The sequence below is a fragment of the Ruminococcus sp. YE71 genome (genome assembly GCF_900119155.1).
In the GTDB taxonomy this organism is placed as follows: Bacteria; Bacillota; Clostridia; order Oscillospirales; family Ruminococcaceae; genus YE71.
In genome coordinates, this window is record NZ_FPIR01000006.1 from 88,356 (window position 1) to 106,388 (window position 18,033).

Below are 18,033 nucleotides of genomic sequence, written 5' to 3' on the forward strand. Positions count from 1 at the left end.
CTCGGAAGCTCCTTTCCATCGTGATACTCATATTGTACCCGAAAAGAGCGCGATTATCACGAAAGACCGAAGTTTTTGATGAGAGCCTCCTTGTTTCTCCAGCCCTCCTTGACCTTCACCCAAAGGTCAAGATTCACCTTTATCTCAAAGAAATTCTCAAGCTCTGTCCTTGCCTCGCTGCCGATGCGTCTGAGCATAGCGCCGCCCTTGCCGATGACGATACCCTTGTGGGAATCGCGCTCGCAGTAGATGGTCGCCCTGATATCGAGTATCGGCTCGCCCTTTGAGGTGTCGCGCTCTTCGAGCTGTTCTATGGTGACAGCGATACCGTGCGGCACTTCGTCGTTCAGGCAGTTGAGCGCCTTTTCGCGTATCATCTCCGCCATCAGCACCTTTTCGGGCTGGTCGGTGAACTTGTCGTCGGGGAAGTAATGAGGCCCGACTTCGGCGCGTTTTGCAAGGTATTCCATTATAAGGTCAAGACCGTCGGCATTCAGCACGCTCACGGGGATGACCTCCTCAAACTCGGCTATCTGCGAATACTCCGCCAGCCGTTCGAGCAGTTTTTCCTTCTCGATGAGATCGGTCTTGTTGACCACCAGCACAAGATGCGCCCTGCGTCTGAACGCCGCCGCAAGCTCGCGCTCAGCGTCGGAAACGGGCTTTGTGCAGTCGCACATGAGCAGTGCGACCTCGGATTCCTGTACAGTTTCCTGTACAGTTTTCATCATGTGCTCACCGAGCTTGTTCTTCGCCTTGTGCTTTCCGGGCGTGTCGATGAACACGTACTGTGTCTCGTCCTGCGTCAGCACGCCCGTGATGCGCGTGCGGGTAGTCTGCGGCTTAGCCGAGACCGCCGCTATCTTCTCGCCCACAAGTGCGTTGAGAAGCGAGGATTTTCCCACGTTCGGTCTGCCGACTATCGTTACGAATACGTTTTTAGTTTCACTCATATTTACTTTCCTTTTCTATCTCACATCATAATAAAAGCTGTCCGCCGCTTCGCGGTCTTTGCCCGTGAAGATGCGTTTTGTCAGCCTGCGGTTCTTTATTAAGTACCAGTCGCCGAACTCATCGAATTTGCGCGACGAGGTGGTGACATACGAACGCTTGAGCGTGCCGTATTTTCTGCCGCTCTTTTCGCCGTGCTTTTTCAGGCGGCAGGCAAAGTCCATATCCTCAAGGCTCACGAGCGTCTCATCGAAGCCGCCTATTGTATAAAAGTCACGCTTGTAGCACCAGAACATCGCACCGCTGAGATAACCGCCGTTTTTCATCATGATCGGCAGGAGATTTACCGCGACGTATATTGCCGAAGCCGCTATTCCCAGCGACATTCTGTCAAATTTCGGGTTCGTGCCGCCGCCGACATATTTGCCGCTGTTCAGCAGCTCTCTTATCTCGATGAGCGAATACTTCGTCATAAGGCTGTCGGCATCGACGGTCACGATTATCTCGCCGTTTGCAGCCCTCACGCCAGTGTTTCTTATCGCGGCGATACACTTGTCGTCATTCGCGAGCACCCTTGCGCCGTAATGCTTTGCTATTTCGGCAGTTCTGTCGGTGCATCGGTTCGCGACAACGATGATCTCCACGCTGTCGGGAGCGGCATATTTTGCGGCGCTCCTGACGGCACGCAGGCATTTTCCGATGTATTTCTCCTCATTATGTGCTGGAATTATAACAGAAAACAATGGTTTATCCATTTTACACCTCCGACAGAAGGTCTGTCATTTTTTCACATCATTATCGGCGCTGTGATTATCGAGCAGCTCCTTGCCCGAAGGTCTCGTGATAGCGAACACCCACAGCACAGCAGAACCCACCAGTCCCGCTATCGCGACAGGATGGGCGATATACCATCCCACCGCTTCACCGAGGGCGTCAAAGTCGATATAAAGCATTATCCCGACTGCCGCCGCGGCTATCGCGGTCAGCAGCACCGCACCTGCGGCCGCGTCCTTTGCGCACTTTGCGAGCTTATGTTTTTCCTTGCAGACCATATCGACCACCGCTTCGATAGCCGTGTTGAACGCTTCGGCTGCCATGACAGCCCCGATACACAAGAATACCGCCGCCTTTTCCCCTCTCGAAAAGTCATAGAAGGGCATGAGCAGCAGGACGTAGAAAGTGAAACAGAGATGTACTCTCATGTTGCGCTCAGTCCTGACGCAGCTCACGATGCCGACGGCGGCATAGTAAAATCCTTTAAGAAATTTATTCATTCGGGTGCGAGTGCTCCGAAACTACAAATGTTTCATCCCTCGAAATGCCGAGCTCCGCAAGGATAGCCTCTTCCTTTTCACGCATGATGCGCTCCTGGAGCGAGCTTTCCTCGTGGTCGTATCCCAGCAGGTGCAGCATGGAATGCACCGTCAGGAAACCTACCTCACGTTCGAGCGAATGACCGTAGACCTGCGACTGCTTGAGCGCGGTCTCCAGCGAAATAACGATATCTCCGAGCATCTTTGCGCCGGTCTCGGGGTTCTCATCATAAACTCCGTTCTCTCCGAGCGGGAAACTGAGTACGTCGGTCTCCCTGTCGATGTCGCGGAACTCCTTATTCAGTTTGTGTATCTCTTCATTGTTGACAAGAAGCACGCTTATCTCTGCATCATACCCGAACTTTTCGTATTCGAGCACTGCGTGGCAGCTCTTGCGGATCAGCAGGCGAATGCCTACGGGGATCTTAACTTCTGTCTGTTTATTGGTTATCAGAACCTTTACCTTATCCATTTTTATGATTGCTACCCCTTTCGTAGTATTTTTCATACGCCTTGATGATGTCCTGCACCAGTCTGTGGCGTACAACGTCTTTTTCCGTGAAGCGGTTGATAGAGATATCGGGCACGTTTTTCAGCACCTTCATCGCCTCTATAAGTCCCGAACGTCGGGCATCGGGGAGGTCTATCTGTGTCACATCCCCTGTTATTACCGCCTTTGAACCGAAACCAAGTCTCGTCAGGAACATCTTCATCTGTTCGGGCGTGGTGTTCTGCGCCTCGTCGAGTATGATGAAGCTGTCATCGAGGGTGCGTCCTCTCATATAGGCGAGGGGTGCGACCTCGATACTGCCGCGTTCGAGCTGTTTCTGGAAGTTTTCCGCCCCCAGCATCTCGAACAGTGCGTCGTACAGCGGTCTGAGATACGGGTCTACCTTTGTTTGCAGGTCGCCCGGCAGGAATCCCAGCTTCTCACCCGCCTCAACAGCGGGACGGGTCAGGATTATCCTGTTGACCTCATGCGCCCTGAACGCCTTGACCGCCATCGCCACCGCGAGGTAGGTCTTGCCCGTACCGGCAGGACCGACTCCAAGCACGACGGTATTGTTCCGTATCGCGTCGGTATACTTTTTCTGTCCGAGGGTCTTGGGTTTGACTATCTTGCCGCCGAGGGTCACGCATATCCCGTCGTCGGAGAGCTTGTTCAGCTCATCCTGCAAGTCCTCCTCGACCAGCGAGAAAACATACCTCAGGTTCTGGTCGCTGATGCGTTCGCCCTTATGCGACAGCGTGAGCAGTGTCTCCACCGCCTTGACCGCTTTTGTGACGTTATCCTCGTCCCCCGTGATGCGTATCTCGCCGCCGCGGTTGACTACCGTAACGTTATACTGCTTTTGCAGCGTATTGATATTCTCATCGTAACTGCCGAAAAGGTTGAGCATATGCTCGACTTCGGCAACACTGACTGACTTTTCGTACATTATGTTTGCTCCGTGGATCAGTTCTTCGGAGATGAACTTCACAAATGCACATCTCCTTACGATATTATACCACAATTTAATTTAAATTGCAAGAAAAATAAAGATTTTTTTATTACTTTTTTATAAAAAATTGCTTTTCTTCGCTTATCAGACCGTAAATTTCATAGGTCACGGTCAGCCTGACCCGATCATCGGCAGTTTCGAGCTGTTCCGAGCAGGAACGGATCTCACATTCCGAGAGAAAATTCTGCTCGTAGAGCTGTTTCAGCCGCCTTGTCCGCTCGACCGCCTGTTCGGGGGTGTAGCGCACCGTCGAGAAGCTGCACAGCTCGCATTCTTCGGAAGCGACTCCGACGGGGGTCTCCTCGCCGAACAGCGTCAGCGGCGAATACCCCTCCGAAACTGTGCTGTACCCCTGAGGACGCTCGGCATAGAGCGGTATCTCCATCCCGAACACCCTCAGCCTTTTCAGCGTGAGGGTGCTGCCCGTGTGTACGAGGGATGTCTCGGCGAGGGGCTGCTCGAAGGTCTGCACGTCGGTGTAGACGCCGTATATCTTCCCGAGGGAGCGGACGTACTTCTCCGACTGTTCCTCGGCGATGACCCTGCCGAGGACGGGGTCGTCCTTCACGACCTTTTTCGTGACGGGTATCCTGCCGCTCACCAGCTTGTCTCCCCTGACCACTCCGCTGCCCATCGTCGTGACCAGCTGACCGTCCAGCACCTCTATCTTCCCGACGACCGCGTCGCGGGTCGCCACCAGGTCGGAGGGCATACGGTCATAGAACATCTGCGGCTGAGGGTCGTCCCCGTAGACATCGACGATGAGGGTGCTGTCGGTGATGCTGATGCCCGCCCAGGACACCCCTTCCGCCTTCTGTTTCAGCAGGCGCTCCAGCCCCGCCTTGTCCAGGTCGGGGATGTAGGCACCCGTCGGGCAGCCGTTCTCGGCAAGCAGCCGCAGTACGTCCGCACGGATGCGCTCGTCGTCGGTCAGCACCCGTATCGACAGGGCATAGTCCTTCGCGACGAACACGAACGCCGCCCACGCCGCCGCGCCTATCAGCAATCCCGAGCGTGGAAGCACGCCCTTCACCGCCGCCGCGAGAAAACCCCGCTCGGTCTCGCGCAGCTCCGCGCCCAGCGATGCCGCGAAGCGTCTGACCGCCCGAAGCTGTATCATCCTGACCGAGAAGGTCACGCGGTCGCCGTCGGCTGTTATCTCACGCGCCGTGATGTGGCTCTTCGCAAGCTCGGTCAGCACCCTCGCCGACGGCACCCCCGTCATCTCAAGCGATATGTACCATGCCCTCATCTGCCGTCATCCTCCCTGCCGCGCCTGCGCGAAATGCTGATGCTCTGTACCCTGCCCGTGATGCAGGCGCTCCCGTCGGCAAAGCTCGATGCCGAAAGTCCGCTTCCCCATACCTCGATAAGATAGCCCGCCGAGATAAGTCCGCACTTTATGTCGCCGCATTCGATGAGCCGTTTGCAGTTTTCTATCCGTACTTCGCTGTCGCCCGAAATGGTCATCATCGAACGCACAGGCTTGAAGTCACGCGCCATGCCCGAAAATCCGATCGTCGGAGCCCTCATAGGATGCCTCCTTCTGTCAACTCACTATATTATAAGGATATTATATGCCCGATGCGCGACAGATATGACAATATTATTGCCTGACGTGAACCGTCAGAAAACCTCATTTTCGCTCCTAATTGGACTTTTTTATTTTCAGAATTTGATATTTTTGTAAATTGCCACAATTTTTTTCAAAAAACGGTTGACAGAACGAACATATTGTGATATGATATTATCATAATATATTACACTTTTTAAATAAGGTATATGATTTTTTTATTCTCGGAAAGGAGATTACTATATGACAGACTTTTATTATCCCGTACTCAGTGATGAGGTCAATCTTCCGATGTACATCCTCGGGATAGGCGCAAGAGATACCGAGTTCCATTTTATAAGAGAAGAAGGCTACCCGAACCATCAGATAATCTACTGCGTAAGGGGCAGCGGCGTCCTGCGCGTCGGCGGCGAGGAATACTCCATCAACGCGGGCGACGGCTTCTACCTGCCGCCGAAAGTCCCCCACGAATACTTCCCTACCGAGGAGATCTGGGAGACCCACTGGATAACCTACGAAGGCAGAGAGATCGAAAATATGATGAACTACATCAAGCTCGACCGCGCAAAGGTCTTCCGAATCCACGACCTCAGCTCTCTCGATGCCATCTTCAAGAAGATGCTCCACCTCATGCGCACCAACTACTACTACGGCGGTCAGCAGTGCTCGGTACACCTGTACCAGTTCTTCGTTGAGTTCAACCGCGTGGTGAATATGCAGAACGGCTCGCAGGACAGCGCAAAGCTCAACCAGCTCAAGCCCGTTATCGACTACATCAACACCAACTACCGCAAGGACATCACCCTCACCGAGCTGAGTGAGCTTATCGGGCTCAGCCCGCAGTATCTGTGCAGACTATTCAAGGAATGTCTCAACCTGCGTCCCTTTGAGTACCTTGCGAGAAAACGCATCCAGCAGGCCAAGCTGCTCCTGCTTGAGGACAAGCGCAATATCAACGAGATCGCCAGCGAGGTCGGCTACAACGACTGCTCGTACTTCTGCGCGGTGTTCAAGCGCCACGAGATGCTCTCGCCTGCGGAATTCCGCAACCTGAACAAGAAATCCAACTGACGAAGGGGGCTTACGCATGAACATACTTCACGACATCTCGCCCAAGGAGATAAACCCCGAACATTTCACGGCGGTCATCGAGATACCCAAGGGCTCGAAGGTAAAGTACGAGCTTGACAAGAAAACGGGTCTGCTCCGCATGGACAGGATACTCTACACCTCCACCCACTACCCTGCCAACTACGGCTTCATCCCCCGTACTCACGCCGACGACGGCGACCCTCTCGACGTTCTCGTGCTCTGCTCCGAAACGCTCGCGCCCATGTCGCTGGTGAAGTGCTACCCCATCGGCATGATACGTATGCTCGACAACGGCGCTTCGGATGAAAAGATAATCTGCATACCCGAAGCCGACCCGAGCTACAACGGCTACACCGACATCGCAGAGCTCCCGAAGCATATTTTCGACGAGATGAGCCACTTTTTCTCGGTCTACAAACAGCTCGAAAACAAGGACACGGTCATCGACGATGTGAGCGGTCCTTCCGAGGCAAAAAAGATCATTGCACAATGTATCGACAACTACATTGAAAAATTTTGTAAATAAGCAATAAAATTGATGAATATCAAAGGTGTTGTTAACAGTAATGTTACAAAAGAGATATAATTACAACATCTTCGTGTGCTATAACGTAATTATCAAACGAAAGGAGGAAGCCGCAGAAAAAAAATAACTGCGGCGGATTAATCATGAAAAAGCTTAACAAACTTGCAGCAGCTGCTATCGCTGTTCTGATGGCAGGCACTATGTTCGCTGTTTCGGCATTCGCTGAGATGTACGGTGACTACGATGTACAGGGTACTGTTGTAGTTGCTGAGGACGGCAGCAAGACTATCGACGGTGTTGCACTCGACGAGTGGATCGCTGCTCACGAGGGTCAGTCCGTTTACTACATCGAGGACGAGGCTATCTACGACCTCGAGGGCAAGAAGGTTGCTGACGTTGCAGATTTCACCAGCAGCGAGAGCTTCAATTCCGAGACCAGCGCTACTGACTCCACCGAATCTACTGAGTCTACCGAGTCTACTGAATCTACCGAGTCCACAGAGTCCACCGAGTCTACCGAGAGCCAGACCTCTTCCACTGAGTCTGCTGAGACTCCTACCACCTCTTCCGAGACTGCTTCCGTAGATCCTACCACCAGCACTACTTCCAGCACTGCGACCACTTCTACTACTTCGTCCACTGCTGCAACTACTTCCACCACCTCTTCCAAGGCTGCTACCGCTTCCACTACTTCGTCCAAGGCTTCCACTACCAACAAGGATGCTAACCCGAAGACTGGTGCTGCTGTAGGTCTCGTAGGTGCTGTTGCACTGCTCGGCATCGGCGCTCTGACTGTTTCCAAGAAGTCCAGAGACTGATCCAAAAACTGAACTGAAACGGCTTTAACAGCCGCGAAAAAAATCCTCTCGTTTCTGACGAGAGGATTTCTTTTTTATTTCAGTATAAGCTCGATGGGACAGTGGTCGCTGCCGAGTACGTCGGTGAGTATCCGCGAATCCTCGACCCGCTCCATCAGCCGCTCGGACACCACGAAATAGTCGATGCGCCAGCCCGCGTTGTTCTTTCGGGCGTTGAAGCGGTAGGACCACCAGGAATACACGCCCACCTGTTCGGGGTAGAGCCTGCGGTAGCTGTCGGCAAAACCCGCCGCCAGAAGCTCGGTCATCTTACCGCGCTCCTCGTCCGAAAAGCCCGCGTTGCCCACGTTGGACTTGGGATTTTTCAGGTCTATCTCGTTGTGCGCGACGTTCAGGTCGCCGCAGTAGATCACGGGCTTTTTGCTGTCCAGCTTCACGAGATACGCCCTCATCGCGTCCTCGAATTCAAGTCGGTAGCCGATGCGTTTCAGCTCGTTCTGAGCGTTGGGAACGTAGCAGCAAACGAAGTAAAAATCCTCATATTCACAGGTGATGACCCTGCCCTCGTCAGTGTGTTCACCCTCGATACCGTAGGCGACCGAAAGCGGCTCGGTCTTCGAGAACACCGCCGTACCCGAGTAGCCCTTCTTCACCGCCGAATGATAGTAAATGTGGTAGCCATCGGGCGAAAAATCAGCCTGGTCGGGCTGCATCTTCGTCTCCTGAAGGCAGAAGATATCAGCGTCCGCCGCCGCGAAAAAGTCGCCGAAACCCTTTTGCAGACAGGCGCGGAAGCCGTTTACGTTCCAAGAGATAAGTTTCATATATTTTTATCCTCCTTAACAGGTCTGTGCCGCTGACGGGCATACAACACCAGCGATATCACGCACAGCACCGCGAACAGACCCACCGAATAGTACTCTATCATGCCGACAGCGTCAAGACTCAGATTCCACCAGAAAAAAAAACAGACCGCAAAGCAGTTTCAGCCTGTCGGCAAGCAGGACAAGCGCAGGCTTGTCCGCCTTGACCGCCCTCACCGAAACGATCTCCGATACCGCCACCGCCGCGACCGCCATCGCCTGCGGCACCAACAGCAGTCTCATGTCGAGATAAGCGTCAAAATTCCCGAAATACAGCTTGCGGTCTTTTAAGGACTCCATCGCCCAGCAGGCGATAAGCACCACGATACCCGACACGGTCAGCATCCACGCCGCAAGTCGGCTGACCCTGTGCATCGTGCCCGTGCGCTCCTTCTTTTCGGTTTTCAGCCTGTGCCTTCGGCAGGTCACGACCTGCACGATAATGCCGAGCACCACTATCAGAAACGGCACTTCCATACAGCCGACGACAAGCGCGGTATTCAGAGGCACTTGCAGAGCCACCGACCGCGACCAAAGCGTAAACACGGTACTCGATATGAACAAAACGACATCAAGGTTCAGCAACAGCTCCGAACGGAAAAGCAGCTCTCCCCTTTCGGTCAGCTTCAGCCCCGTATTCTTCTTTCTGACGAGACGGTCGGCAACAGCTATGCCCGCGATGAACAGCCCTCCGACAACGTGAGGATAGAACCCGAATATCTTTGAATCGACCACATCAAACGCACCGCTGCCGTCGAAGTGTACGCCTATCTCATCGGGCAGCGAGCTCCACTTTATCAGAAAGAACACAAGGCTCGCCGCAAGCATCAGCACGTCGGCTGAGAACAGTACGCGGTGCAACCATATCACCTTTTTGCTCATCATCATCACCCCTTATATCCTATTATATCATATCCTCACGAGCCGTGTCAAGCAAACAAAAGACCGCCTGCCCGAAAGCAGACGGTCTTAATTCTTACCTGACTAAAAGAGTATCGGCTTATCAAACCGAGCTGTGGGATTTCACGTAGTCAACAACAGCATCAACAGTGGTGAACGCCAGCGATACGCAGGTGTCGGCACAGCCGTAATAGATAGCGATGCGTCCTGTATCCTTGTCGCAGAGGGTCGCGCAGGGGAATGTAACGTTCTGAACGTCGCCTACGCACTCATAGATCTCCTGCGGACTGAGCAGGTATTCAGCGCATCTGTACTTGACCTTCCAGGGCTCGTTGATGTCGAGGATGCAGGCGGAGAAGCTGTAAACGAAGCCGTTGCAGCTCTCAAGCACGCCGTGATAGAAGCAGAGCCAGCCCTCAGAGGTCTCTATCGGGATAGGACCTGCGCCGATCTTCTTGGACTCCCAAGCCTTGAGGGGTCCCATAACGTGTCTGTGCTCGCCCCAGTACTTCATGTCGGGAGACTGGGAGATGTACATATCGCCGAAAGGTGTGTGGCCGCTGTCGGAAGGACGGCTGAACATCACGAACTTATTGTCGATCTTTCTCGGGAAGAGCACGCCGTTTCTGTTGAAGGGCAGGAACGCGTTCTCACACTGATAGAAGGTCTTGAAATCGAAGGTGTAGCCAACGCCGATGGTGGGCTTCCAGCCGTAAGCGTTGCACCAGGTCACCCAGTATCTGTCCTCGATGAAGCATACTCTCGGGTCATAGCCGTAGCCCCACTGGTTTACTTCCTCGGTAGCCTTGTCAGCCTGCTCGAAAACGATGCGGTCGGGATTGATCTTCCAGTTTACGCCGTCCTCGGAGAAGCCTGCGTGAAGCTCCATGTTTCTTGCCTTGTCGTCAACTCTGAACACGCCTGCGAACTTGCCCTCGTAAGGAACTACCGCACTGTTGAAAATAGAGTTGGATGTGGGAAGAAGATTTCTCGGGATGATGGGGTTTGCATTATATCTCCAGATGACTTCTGTGCAGCCCTCGGGCTTGTCCTGCCAGGGCATATTGGGAATAGACTGACCGTTGATTATTTCTACGCTCATAATTAACTCCGCCTTTCATTTTAATATTCTCGTATCATTTACGGCTATTTCTTCCGTTGAATCTATCTTACCACAAAATCAAAAATATTGCAACCCCCTCAAAAATCATGAAAACGTTTAATCCGAAAATGTAAACGTTACCTTGTGCTTCTTAATAAAAATTTTACAAACTGCCGTTTTTGCGAGGGCTCTGCCCTCCCGCTCCCCCAGACCCCCTCCTAAAACTTTTGATATAGGGTGAACTTTGATTTGAAAGTCTCATTTGACCGCTTACGACGGAAGAGCGCATTCCCCAAACGCCAAATGAGGCGTTCCGCTCTCACTAACGTCTTTTTGGCAAGGGGCAAACAATCTAAGAGAAGAACTCCAAACTCCCCGACCCGCACAATGCCAGAAAGAACAACTGCCCCTTGCCAAAAAGTATTTAAAGTTTTAGTGAGGGGTTCGCCTTAGCTATGCACGGCAAGGGGAAGACCCTTTTCTTTCTTCGATACATCCTTTTTCCAATCTGACAATATGATCACAGCAGGAAAGAATAAACTCATTATCGTGAGTAACAACAATAATTGTCTTGCCTATTTCTTTCAGCTTTTTTAGCTGGTTTGAAACCTGTTTCATATGTGCAAGGTCAAGACCGCTGGTGGGTTCGTCAAAGATTATAACAAGCTTGCTTGATGCGATACCCGAAGCAATAGCAGTGCGCTGTTTCTGTCCGCCCGAAAGCGCCATGGGATGCGTATTGGCATACTCCAAAAGATCAAGCTGTGACAGTATCTCGTCGGCTCTCTGTATCTTCTGCTCGTCAGTCAGCGACTTGTCCGTCATACTCAGCATCACCTCGTCACGAACGCTCTCGGTGAAAAGCTGGTGGTTCACGTCCTGCATTATCATATAACAAGAATGCAGACGGTCTTTCGCTTTTAGCTTTTTGCCGTTCATTGTGAGAGTGCCTTTGCACCTGCGTTCAAGTCCGCAGATATTTCTTGCAAGGGTGCTTTTACCTGCGCCGTTGTGACCGATTATTGCAATGATACGATTTGCAGGCAATTCGAGCCGAGGAATATTGATACCGTGTTTGCCGTCCTTATAGGTAAAACGGAAATCCTCCAGTAACAGAACATCGCCTTGCAGGTCTACTTTTGAGTTTGAACAGTGTATTTCGGGAAGCGTCATCGGACGTATACCCATTTTTTGGGTATCGTCAGCAGTAAGGTTTTTTATCTCTTCGGCAATCAGTTCTTTTGCAATTCTGCCGTTTTCAAGTATCAGCATTCTGTCCGCCAGCTCACGCAGAAAATACAGCCGGTGCTCTGCAATAACGATTGTTTTTCCCTGCGACTTCCAATCTGTCAGCACAGTTTTCAGCTTCTCTATCGCCTCGCTGTCAAGATTAGATGACGGTTCGTCAAGTACGATGATATCAGGCGACAGAACATTGATGCCTGCACAGGCTATGATCTGCTTTTCTCCGCCCGAAAGCTCAAATATATTGCGGTCGAGCAGCTTTTCTATGTGCATGGAAGCTGCTGTTGCAGTTATCGCTTTTGATATTTCAGCAGGCTCACAGCACTGATTTTCAGCGGCAAATGCGATCTCGTCAGTGGTATTCACATTGAAAAACTGCGAACGTGGATTCTGGAAAACACTTCCGACTTTTTTAGCAGTCTCAAATATTGGCGTATCGGGAACGCTCTTCCCGTCTATAAGCACTTCACCGCTTAGACTTCCATTGTAATAATGTGGAATAAGCCCATTGATAAGCCTTGTGATCGTTGTTTTTCCGCAGCCTGAGCCGCCTGTCAGAACGACAAACTCGCCATTCTGTATCGTAAGGTCAAGACCGTTGATACTGCCTTGTTCGATCGCCCTGCCGTCGGCATCTGTCGAGCTGTATGCAAATGTTACATTCTTGAATTCTATCATGTTCTCACCTTAAAATACGAAGAATAAAACGATCATAGCCAACGTGCCGAGCATCAGCACCCAGTCATAAAGTCTGATACTGATCTGACATATATGCGTCCGTCTGCCGCCTGCACACAGTCCCTTTGTCAGAGATGCGGCGGAAAGTTCATCTGCAATGCGGACAGTTGACATCATGATCGGTACAAGCACATACTCGATATATGTAAATGGATTCTTCACGCTCTGCCCGATCTCACGCATTTTCATGGCATCGTGGACACTGCGGTATTCCTCGCTGAGTGTTGGAAAATAACGGAACATCACAGAAAACGGTATCGTGATAAAATACGGTACGTGCATCCTGTCCATTGCAGTCATAAACTCGCTGACAGAGGTTGACCGTACTGTGTACCAGCCATCATATAGCCGGGAACAAACCTTGATATGATACCACATAATATCATCAGTATCAGATTAGGCGCTCCGCTGATATTTGGGATCACACTGCCTTCACAAAATACAGAAAAAGCAATAAGTACGACATAAATAAGTGCGGATTTTATGTGCCTGACTGTCAGAAGAAGCACAAACGGAATTGCTGCACATATCACTCTAAGAATGTATTCCACGCCGACTGTTTTTCCGCCCACCATAATAAGACTTATCGCTATCAGCAGACAAAGTTTTGTTCTCGGATCAAGTTTCAGTACACTTTTGTCCGAAATTGATGAAAGTCCGAACTCCATCAAGCCATACCTGCCTTACGAAAGTGCTTTTTGAGTACCTTTGCGCCAAGCAGACCGCCGATCAGTCCCCCGATGATACACATAGCTATCATAGTGAAGAATACCCATGTCGGAGTATATCCCGACATTTTATCGACGTATTCCTGACCGTATCCGTCAGCGAGCGAATTGAGATATGATTCACGGAATCCGAAGAAGAAAGCAATGACCATACCGAGCAGCCATAGACTGAATGTCGAAGAACCGATCACGCACGACTTGATGCTCTGATAATCACCGAGTTTCAGTACGATCTCTGTCAGCAGTCCTGCACCGATACAGAAGATAAAAATCGGATAAGGGTGTCCTGTAATGAACATGAGAATTGCAATGATTACACTTGTAATTGTGACCATTCCGAAATGATTTATCTTTGAAAAATACAGCATAAGCGGTATTCCTGCGAAAATCGGAACAAGCAGCGGCATAAATACCATGAATATCGGGATAAATCCGATGCAAGCGACCGCAAATGTTATCGCAAAATACAGTGCGGTAAAAATACCCACCGTGATAAGATCTTTGACCTCAAATTTCTTTTCCATAAATATACTCCTTCAAACTTAATTTTTCCAACCCGTGCTGACTGCACGTTTTGTGACCATGTTATGATAGATGCCGCCCATATCCATAAGGCTCTGATGATCACCCGATTCTGCGATCTGTCCGTCCTTGATGACCATAATGTTATCGGCATGAGCGATTGTATTGAGCCTGTGTGCGATGACGAGCAAGGTCTTGCCCTTGCAAAGTTCTGAAATCGCCTGCTGTATGTAGCTTTCGTTGTCTGCATCAACACTTGCAGTCGCTTCATCGAGAATGACAATGGGCGAATCTTTCAGTATACACCTTGCAATAGAAAGCCGCTGTGCCTGACCGCCGGAAAGACTTGCGCCGCCCTCTCCGATGACTGTATCAAAGCCGTCAGGCAGCTGCATAATGAAATCATAGCAGCGAGCTTTCTTTGCAGCTTCGATGACTTCTTCACAGCTTGCATCGGGTCTGCCGAGGGCAATATTGTTGTAGACTGTATCCTGAAACAGATACACCCTCTGGAATACCATACTGATGTTATCCATAAGTGTTGCAAGCGGTATCTTTCGTATATCCGTACCGCGCAGAAATATCTCTCCGCTTTTCACGTCCCAGAAGCGTGTCAGCAGACTTGCAATTGTGGATTTGCCGCCGCCGGACGGTCCAACCAGAGCGGTCATCGTGCCTTTGCCTGATTTGAATGATATGTCTTTCAGCACGTCCTTTTCGCCGTAGGCAAATGTGACATTGCGGTATTCTATTTCGGGAGCATTGTTGTTTTTGAGCATTTCTGCTCCGTTGTCAGAAAGCTCCTTTTCAGCAAACAGTGATTCAATTCTGTCCATACAAGCGTTCATTACCGTCAGCCTTGCGATCTGTCCGTAGAATGACTTCATCGGTACAAACAGATCAAACAGAAACAGCAGCATACCGATATAGAAATTCAGCGGCATAGCTCCCGAAAAATACAGATATGAGGATACTGCAAGGACTATAACGGTTCCGAAAGTGTATATCAGGTTCACTCCTGTCTGCCACGGTGCATGGTCGAACTCAAAATCAAGATTGACTTTGCAGTTGCGCTCAAAGCTGTCGGTCAGCTCCTTTGATTTATCGCCCATGAGATTAAACGTCTTGATGATACCGATACCCTCTGTGAAGTCAAGCACAGACTCCGTCAGCTTTTCTGAAGCCTCCTGACGCTCGTCAGAGTGGTGAAGTGTACTTTTTTTCATGGCAAAACCGAGAGCGAGCATTCCCAATGTCACAATCAGGGAAATAAATCCTAAACGCCAGTCAAAGAAAAACATGAACAGCACCATGATCGCCTGTGAAAACAGGTAACTCATCATATCGGCTAATGTCATCATGCAGTTTTCCTCGATGAAGACCATATCCGTTGACAGCACCGAGCTTATCTTGCCGATGTTGCCTTCTGTGAAGTAACCCATAGGCAGACGGCGCAGATGCTCACCCAGTTTCATGCGCATATCCGCAAAAATCATGTAGCCTGATGCACTTTGCAGTCTGTCGGCGAAATACTGGAGCAATGCCTGCACAGCAACGCTTGCCACAAGTGCAGCAGCTATGTAAACACAATGCGTTTTTGTGACCGTTCCCTCTATGAATGCCGTAACAACGAAATATGCCAGCATAATTGGAACTTTCATCAGCATACCTTTCAGAAATGAAAGGAACATAGCACCGTATATTCTGCCTTTGTATTTTCCCGAAACACCAAGGATTCGTCCGATAAGTCCTATCATGCTCTCACCTCATTTCCGATAGTCCAGTTAGCTCTTGCTTCACTGCTGTTCCATAACTTCTGATACTCCACACAGCTTTGCAGGAGCTTTTCGTGAGTGTCGGCGGCGATGATATTTCCGTCCTTCATCACGCAGATCTTATCGGCGTTCACGATCGTCTGCAAGCGGTGCGCAATGACAAGAACGGTCTTGCCCTTTATTATCTCAGCAATAGCAGAGTTCATTTTCTCCTCGTTTTCGGGATCAATAAAGGCTGTCGCTTCGTCAAGCACGATGACAGGTGCATTTTTCAGTATCGCCCTTGCAAGAGAAATTCTCTGTCGTTCACCGCCTGACAGCATCTTTCCGCCGTCGCCTGCCATAGTGTCGATGCCTTTTGGAAGACGTTTGAGGAACTCTCCACATTGTGCTTTTTCTGCTGCCGCCATCACTTCTTCACGACTCGCACTGGGCTTGCCGATGAGGATATTCTCATACAGCGTGGTGTTGAACAGAAACTGCTCCTGCGATACATAGGAGATGTTGTCGTTCAGCGCTTCAATGCTCATATCGGTGATGTCCTGACCACCCAGTGTGATACGTCCGCTACTGAGGTCGTAGTAGTGAACAAGCAGCTTTGCCAGTGTGGACTTACCGCTGCCGGATTCTCCCACAAGAGCTGTGAGCGTCCCCTCACCGAGTTCAAGGGATACACCGTGCAAGACTTCTTTTTCCTTGTAAGCAAAACGTACATCTTCAAATTTTACGATATGTGAATTACCGATAAACGAATTATCATTAGTTTTTAAAGGTTCACTATCCATAGCTTTTTCAATTTCATCTATCTTATAGCCAAGCTGTGGGAATTTGCCTGCAAAGCTCAGTGCTTTCAGCAGCGGTACACCAATCGACAGCGACAGGCAGAACACAAGTACCAGATTGGCAAGCGTTGATGTGCCATTGATAACAAACAGTGTTCCGACAGGCAGCATGACAAGAGCCGTACATGGAAGTATCGCACTGTAAAGAGCCATCCAGCCCCAGCAAGCTTTATACCACGCAAGGGTAAAGTCACGATAGCTTCGGATATCGGTTTCATAGCGCTGATAGGATTCGCCGTCCCGCCCGAAAACCTTGACGACCTCCATACCGTTGACGTATTCGATTATCGTTGCGTTCATTTTTGCAGATGCGGCATAGTAGGCGTTCATGCGTGCCATACCCGCCTTGAACATCATTCCCATTGCAAACAGTCCCAAAGGCAGAGAGCAGAGTGACAGCAGCGCCAGTTTCCAGTCTGCAAAGAACATACATATAATTGCTATCAATGCCATTGCAAGGTTGGAAATACCTTCGGGAATTGCGTGAGCCAGCAGAAGTTCCACCTGATCTATATCATCGGTAAACAGCTTTTTTATTCTGCCGTTACCCATATCCTGTATTGTGCCGAGAGGCTGACGCTCCAGATTTTTTTGCAATGAAATACGGATATTTTTTAGTGTGTTGTATGCGGAAATGTGCGAGTATTTCAATCCCAGTACATATAAGATAGCGTAGACTAACTCGCAGGCAAAAATAACAGCTATATGCACTGCATAATAGCCGGCGGATAGTGTTTCACCGCCGATCAGCGGCTTTATGATTCGGTAAACCATAAAAAACGGTACTGCAGAGGCGATCAGTCCTGCGAACATGACCGCCAGAGCCGCATAGGTATACTTGATGTAGTCGCCCATATAGGGCTTTATCTTGTTAAACATTGTTTTCATCGCCTTTCTTTAGCATTATGACCTCCTGCCAGTTGAAGAAACGACAGACGATACGGCAATGCTCCTCGATCTGCTTCCATGACATATCGTGAATGATCGGTTCACAGACGCAAGTCCAGAAAGACGAGATCAGAACATGAAATTCTTCTCTGGTAACTTCTGCATGAGCAAGTCCTCTTTTGTACGCCTCTGCGTAGAACTGCTCATAAGCATAGCTCATTTTCGTGACATATTCATGGTTGAAATTTTCGTAGCGCGTGCCGGCAGCCTTGTCAATCAGCAAAGAGACAGTCTCACGATTATTGTAGAGAAGCTTGAAGAGAGGCATCATAGATTCATACGACATCACCCATGAATTGTATATTTCTTCGTCCGATAGTGCAGAAAAATCTATATAAGAACGGCTTTCAACGAAATGATTCAGCTCATCTGCTATATCCTCCACAACAGCGCTGAACAGGTCTTCCTTGCCTTTGTAGCGCTTATACACCGCCCCTGTTGTAATGACTGCGTTCTCGCAAATAGTTTTTAGTTCTGCTTTGAGGTAGCCGTGTTTCATGAATTCTGTCTGCGCACTGGCAAGAAGCCGCGGATCGATACTTTTATCAGGTACTGCCATTTTATCCCTCCTGTGAAAATGTGATTATCAATAATC

General features: G+C 50.2%; 19 protein-coding genes. 3 read left to right on the forward strand and 16 right to left on the reverse strand.

Annotated elements, in window-relative coordinates:
* Window positions 1-56 precede the first annotated feature (56 nt).
* The 7 genes from era to BT142_RS07350 all read right to left on the reverse strand — a co-directional run bounded on the left by era (window position 57) and on the right by BT142_RS07350 (window position 5,299).
* Window positions 57-953, reverse strand: coding sequence for a GTPase Era (gene era / locus BT142_RS07320; protein WP_072417559.1), 897 nt, complete (start codon window positions 951-953; stop codon window positions 57-59).
* A gap of 15 nt (window positions 954-968) precedes the next feature.
* Window positions 969-1,706, reverse strand: coding sequence for a glycosyltransferase (locus BT142_RS07325; protein WP_072417560.1), 738 nt, complete (start codon window positions 1,704-1,706; stop codon window positions 969-971).
* Window positions 1,707-1,730: 24 nt separating this feature from the next.
* Window positions 1,731-2,225: a diacylglycerol kinase family protein gene (locus tag BT142_RS07330; protein ID WP_072417561.1), complete on the reverse strand. Its 495-nt coding sequence runs from the start codon at window positions 2,223-2,225 to the stop codon at window positions 1,731-1,733.
* Window positions 2,218-2,736, reverse strand: a complete 519-nt coding sequence (gene ybeY / locus BT142_RS07335) for an rRNA maturation RNase YbeY (protein ID WP_072417562.1) — start codon at window positions 2,734-2,736, stop codon at window positions 2,218-2,220. The genes BT142_RS07330 and ybeY overlap by 8 nt, the downstream gene beginning before the upstream one ends.
* Window positions 2,729-3,703, reverse strand: a complete 975-nt coding sequence (locus tag BT142_RS07340) for a PhoH family protein (RefSeq protein ID WP_072417678.1) — start codon at window positions 3,701-3,703, stop codon at window positions 2,729-2,731. The genes ybeY and BT142_RS07340 overlap by 8 nt, the downstream gene beginning before the upstream one ends.
* A gap of 112 nt (window positions 3,704-3,815) precedes the next feature.
* The gene (locus tag BT142_RS07345; protein WP_072417563.1) at window positions 3,816-5,018 is read right to left on the reverse strand and encodes a sporulation protein YqfD; all 1,203 of its coding nucleotides are present in this window, start codon (window positions 5,016-5,018) and stop codon (window positions 3,816-3,818) included.
* Window positions 5,015-5,299 carry a YabP/YqfC family sporulation protein gene (locus BT142_RS07350; RefSeq protein WP_072417564.1) on the reverse strand — a complete coding sequence of 95 codons (285 nt, stop codon included), beginning with the start codon at window positions 5,297-5,299 and terminating at the stop codon, window positions 5,015-5,017. Before BT142_RS07350 ends, BT142_RS07345 begins: the two co-directional genes overlap by 4 nt.
* Before the next feature lie 283 nt (window positions 5,300-5,582).
* On the opposite strand from BT142_RS07350, the gene BT142_RS07355 reads away from it, so the two are divergent.
* The 3 genes from BT142_RS07355 to BT142_RS07365 all read left to right on the forward strand — a co-directional run bounded on the left by BT142_RS07355 (window position 5,583) and on the right by BT142_RS07365 (window position 7,775).
* Window positions 5,583-6,410 carry an AraC family transcriptional regulator gene (locus BT142_RS07355; RefSeq protein ID WP_072417565.1) on the forward strand — a complete coding sequence of 276 codons (828 nt, stop codon included), beginning with the start codon at window positions 5,583-5,585 and terminating at the stop codon, window positions 6,408-6,410.
* Window positions 6,411-6,426: 16 nt separating this feature from the next.
* Window positions 6,427-6,957: an inorganic diphosphatase gene (locus BT142_RS07360; protein ID WP_072417566.1), complete on the forward strand. Its 531-nt coding sequence runs from the start codon at window positions 6,427-6,429 to the stop codon at window positions 6,955-6,957.
* A gap of 143 nt (window positions 6,958-7,100) precedes the next feature.
* Entirely contained in the window at window positions 7,101-7,775 is a 675-nt protein-coding gene (locus BT142_RS07365; RefSeq protein WP_072417567.1) for a hypothetical protein, read from the forward strand.
* A 74-nt stretch (window positions 7,776-7,849) separates the two neighbouring features.
* On the opposite strand, the gene BT142_RS07370 is transcribed toward BT142_RS07365, so the two are convergent.
* The 9 genes from BT142_RS07370 to BT142_RS07410 all read right to left on the reverse strand — a co-directional run bounded on the left by BT142_RS07370 (window position 7,850) and on the right by BT142_RS07410 (window position 17,997).
* The gene (locus BT142_RS07370) at window positions 7,850-8,599 is read right to left on the reverse strand and encodes an exodeoxyribonuclease III (RefSeq protein ID WP_072417568.1); all 750 of its coding nucleotides are present in this window, start codon (window positions 8,597-8,599) and stop codon (window positions 7,850-7,852) included.
* 114 nt (window positions 8,600-8,713) lie between these two features.
* Window positions 8,714-9,526 carry a DUF1648 domain-containing protein gene (locus BT142_RS07375; protein ID WP_072417569.1) on the reverse strand — a complete coding sequence of 271 codons (813 nt, stop codon included), beginning with the start codon at window positions 9,524-9,526 and terminating at the stop codon, window positions 8,714-8,716.
* A 115-nt stretch (window positions 9,527-9,641) separates the two neighbouring features.
* Window positions 9,642-10,640, reverse strand: coding sequence for a glycoside hydrolase family 130 protein (locus tag BT142_RS07380; protein ID WP_072417570.1), 999 nt, complete (start codon window positions 10,638-10,640; stop codon window positions 9,642-9,644).
* A gap of 453 nt (window positions 10,641-11,093) precedes the next feature.
* Window positions 11,094-12,563 carry an ABC transporter ATP-binding protein gene (locus tag BT142_RS07385; protein ID WP_072417571.1) on the reverse strand — a complete coding sequence of 490 codons (1,470 nt, stop codon included), beginning with the start codon at window positions 12,561-12,563 and terminating at the stop codon, window positions 11,094-11,096.
* A gap of 9 nt (window positions 12,564-12,572) precedes the next feature.
* Window positions 12,573-13,001: an energy-coupling factor transporter transmembrane component T gene (locus tag BT142_RS18430; RefSeq protein WP_084659376.1), complete on the reverse strand. Its 429-nt coding sequence runs from the start codon at window positions 12,999-13,001 to the stop codon at window positions 12,573-12,575.
* A gap of 289 nt (window positions 13,002-13,290) precedes the next feature.
* Window positions 13,291-13,875, reverse strand: coding sequence for an MptD family putative ECF transporter S component (locus BT142_RS07395; RefSeq protein WP_072417572.1), 585 nt, complete (start codon window positions 13,873-13,875; stop codon window positions 13,291-13,293).
* Window positions 13,876-13,893: 18 nt separating this feature from the next.
* Window positions 13,894-15,630 carry an ABC transporter ATP-binding protein gene (locus tag BT142_RS07400; protein WP_072417573.1) on the reverse strand — a complete coding sequence of 579 codons (1,737 nt, stop codon included), beginning with the start codon at window positions 15,628-15,630 and terminating at the stop codon, window positions 13,894-13,896.
* Entirely contained in the window at window positions 15,627-17,369 is a 1,743-nt protein-coding gene (locus BT142_RS07405) for an ABC transporter ATP-binding protein (protein WP_072417574.1), read from the reverse strand. The genes BT142_RS07400 and BT142_RS07405 overlap by 4 nt, the downstream gene beginning before the upstream one ends.
* Window positions 17,362-17,997, reverse strand: a complete 636-nt coding sequence (locus BT142_RS07410) for a TetR/AcrR family transcriptional regulator (protein WP_072417575.1) — start codon at window positions 17,995-17,997, stop codon at window positions 17,362-17,364. Before BT142_RS07410 ends, BT142_RS07405 begins: the two co-directional genes overlap by 8 nt.
* Between the last annotated feature and the right edge of the window lie 36 nt (window positions 17,998-18,033).

What these genes read in the sequence shown, in the direction of transcription:
- BT142_RS07350 (WP_072417564.1), bottom strand. Translation starts at nt 5,299, where the DNA reads ATGAGGGCTCCGACGATCGGATTTTCGGGCATGGCGCGTGACTTCAAG.
- era (WP_072417559.1), bottom strand. Translation starts at nt 953, where the DNA reads ATGAGTGAAACTAAAAACGTATTCGTAACGATAGTCGGCAGACCGAAC.
- BT142_RS07375 (WP_072417569.1), bottom strand. Translation starts at nt 9,526, where the DNA reads ATGATGATGAGCAAAAAGGTGATATGGTTGCACCGCGTACTGTTCTCA.
- BT142_RS18430 (WP_084659376.1), bottom strand. Translation starts at nt 13,001, where the DNA reads ATGTGGTATCATATCAAGGTTTGTTCCCGGCTATATGATGGCTGGTAC.
- BT142_RS07325 (WP_072417560.1), bottom strand. Translation starts at nt 1,706, where the DNA reads ATGGATAAACCATTGTTTTCTGTTATAATTCCAGCACATAATGAGGAG.
- BT142_RS07395 (WP_072417572.1), bottom strand. Translation starts at nt 13,875, where the DNA reads ATGGAAAAGAAATTTGAGGTCAAAGATCTTATCACGGTGGGTATTTTT.
- BT142_RS07405 (WP_072417574.1), bottom strand. Translation starts at nt 17,369, where the DNA reads ATGTTTAACAAGATAAAGCCCTATATGGGCGACTACATCAAGTATACC.
- ybeY (WP_072417562.1), bottom strand. Translation starts at nt 2,736, where the DNA reads ATGGATAAGGTAAAGGTTCTGATAACCAATAAACAGACAGAAGTTAAG.
- BT142_RS07345 (WP_072417563.1), bottom strand. Translation starts at nt 5,018, where the DNA reads ATGAGGGCATGGTACATATCGCTTGAGATGACGGGGGTGCCGTCGGCG.
- BT142_RS07365 (WP_072417567.1), top strand. Translation starts at nt 7,101, where the DNA reads ATGAAAAAGCTTAACAAACTTGCAGCAGCTGCTATCGCTGTTCTGATG.
- BT142_RS07400 (WP_072417573.1), bottom strand. Translation starts at nt 15,630, where the DNA reads ATGATAGGACTTATCGGACGAATCCTTGGTGTTTCGGGAAAATACAAA.
- BT142_RS07330 (WP_072417561.1), bottom strand. Translation starts at nt 2,225, where the DNA reads ATGAATAAATTTCTTAAAGGATTTTACTATGCCGCCGTCGGCATCGTG.
- BT142_RS07340 (WP_072417678.1), bottom strand. Translation starts at nt 3,703, where the DNA reads ATGTACGAAAAGTCAGTCAGTGTTGCCGAAGTCGAGCATATGCTCAAC.
- BT142_RS07370 (WP_072417568.1), bottom strand. Translation starts at nt 8,599, where the DNA reads ATGAAACTTATCTCTTGGAACGTAAACGGCTTCCGCGCCTGTCTGCAA.
- BT142_RS07360 (WP_072417566.1), top strand. Translation starts at nt 6,427, where the DNA reads ATGAACATACTTCACGACATCTCGCCCAAGGAGATAAACCCCGAACAT.
- BT142_RS07385 (WP_072417571.1), bottom strand. Translation starts at nt 12,563, where the DNA reads ATGATAGAATTCAAGAATGTAACATTTGCATACAGCTCGACAGATGCC.
- BT142_RS07410 (WP_072417575.1), bottom strand. Translation starts at nt 17,997, where the DNA reads ATGGCAGTACCTGATAAAAGTATCGATCCGCGGCTTCTTGCCAGTGCG.
- BT142_RS07380 (WP_072417570.1), bottom strand. Translation starts at nt 10,640, where the DNA reads ATGAGCGTAGAAATAATCAACGGTCAGTCTATTCCCAATATGCCCTGG.
- BT142_RS07355 (WP_072417565.1), top strand. Translation starts at nt 5,583, where the DNA reads ATGACAGACTTTTATTATCCCGTACTCAGTGATGAGGTCAATCTTCCG.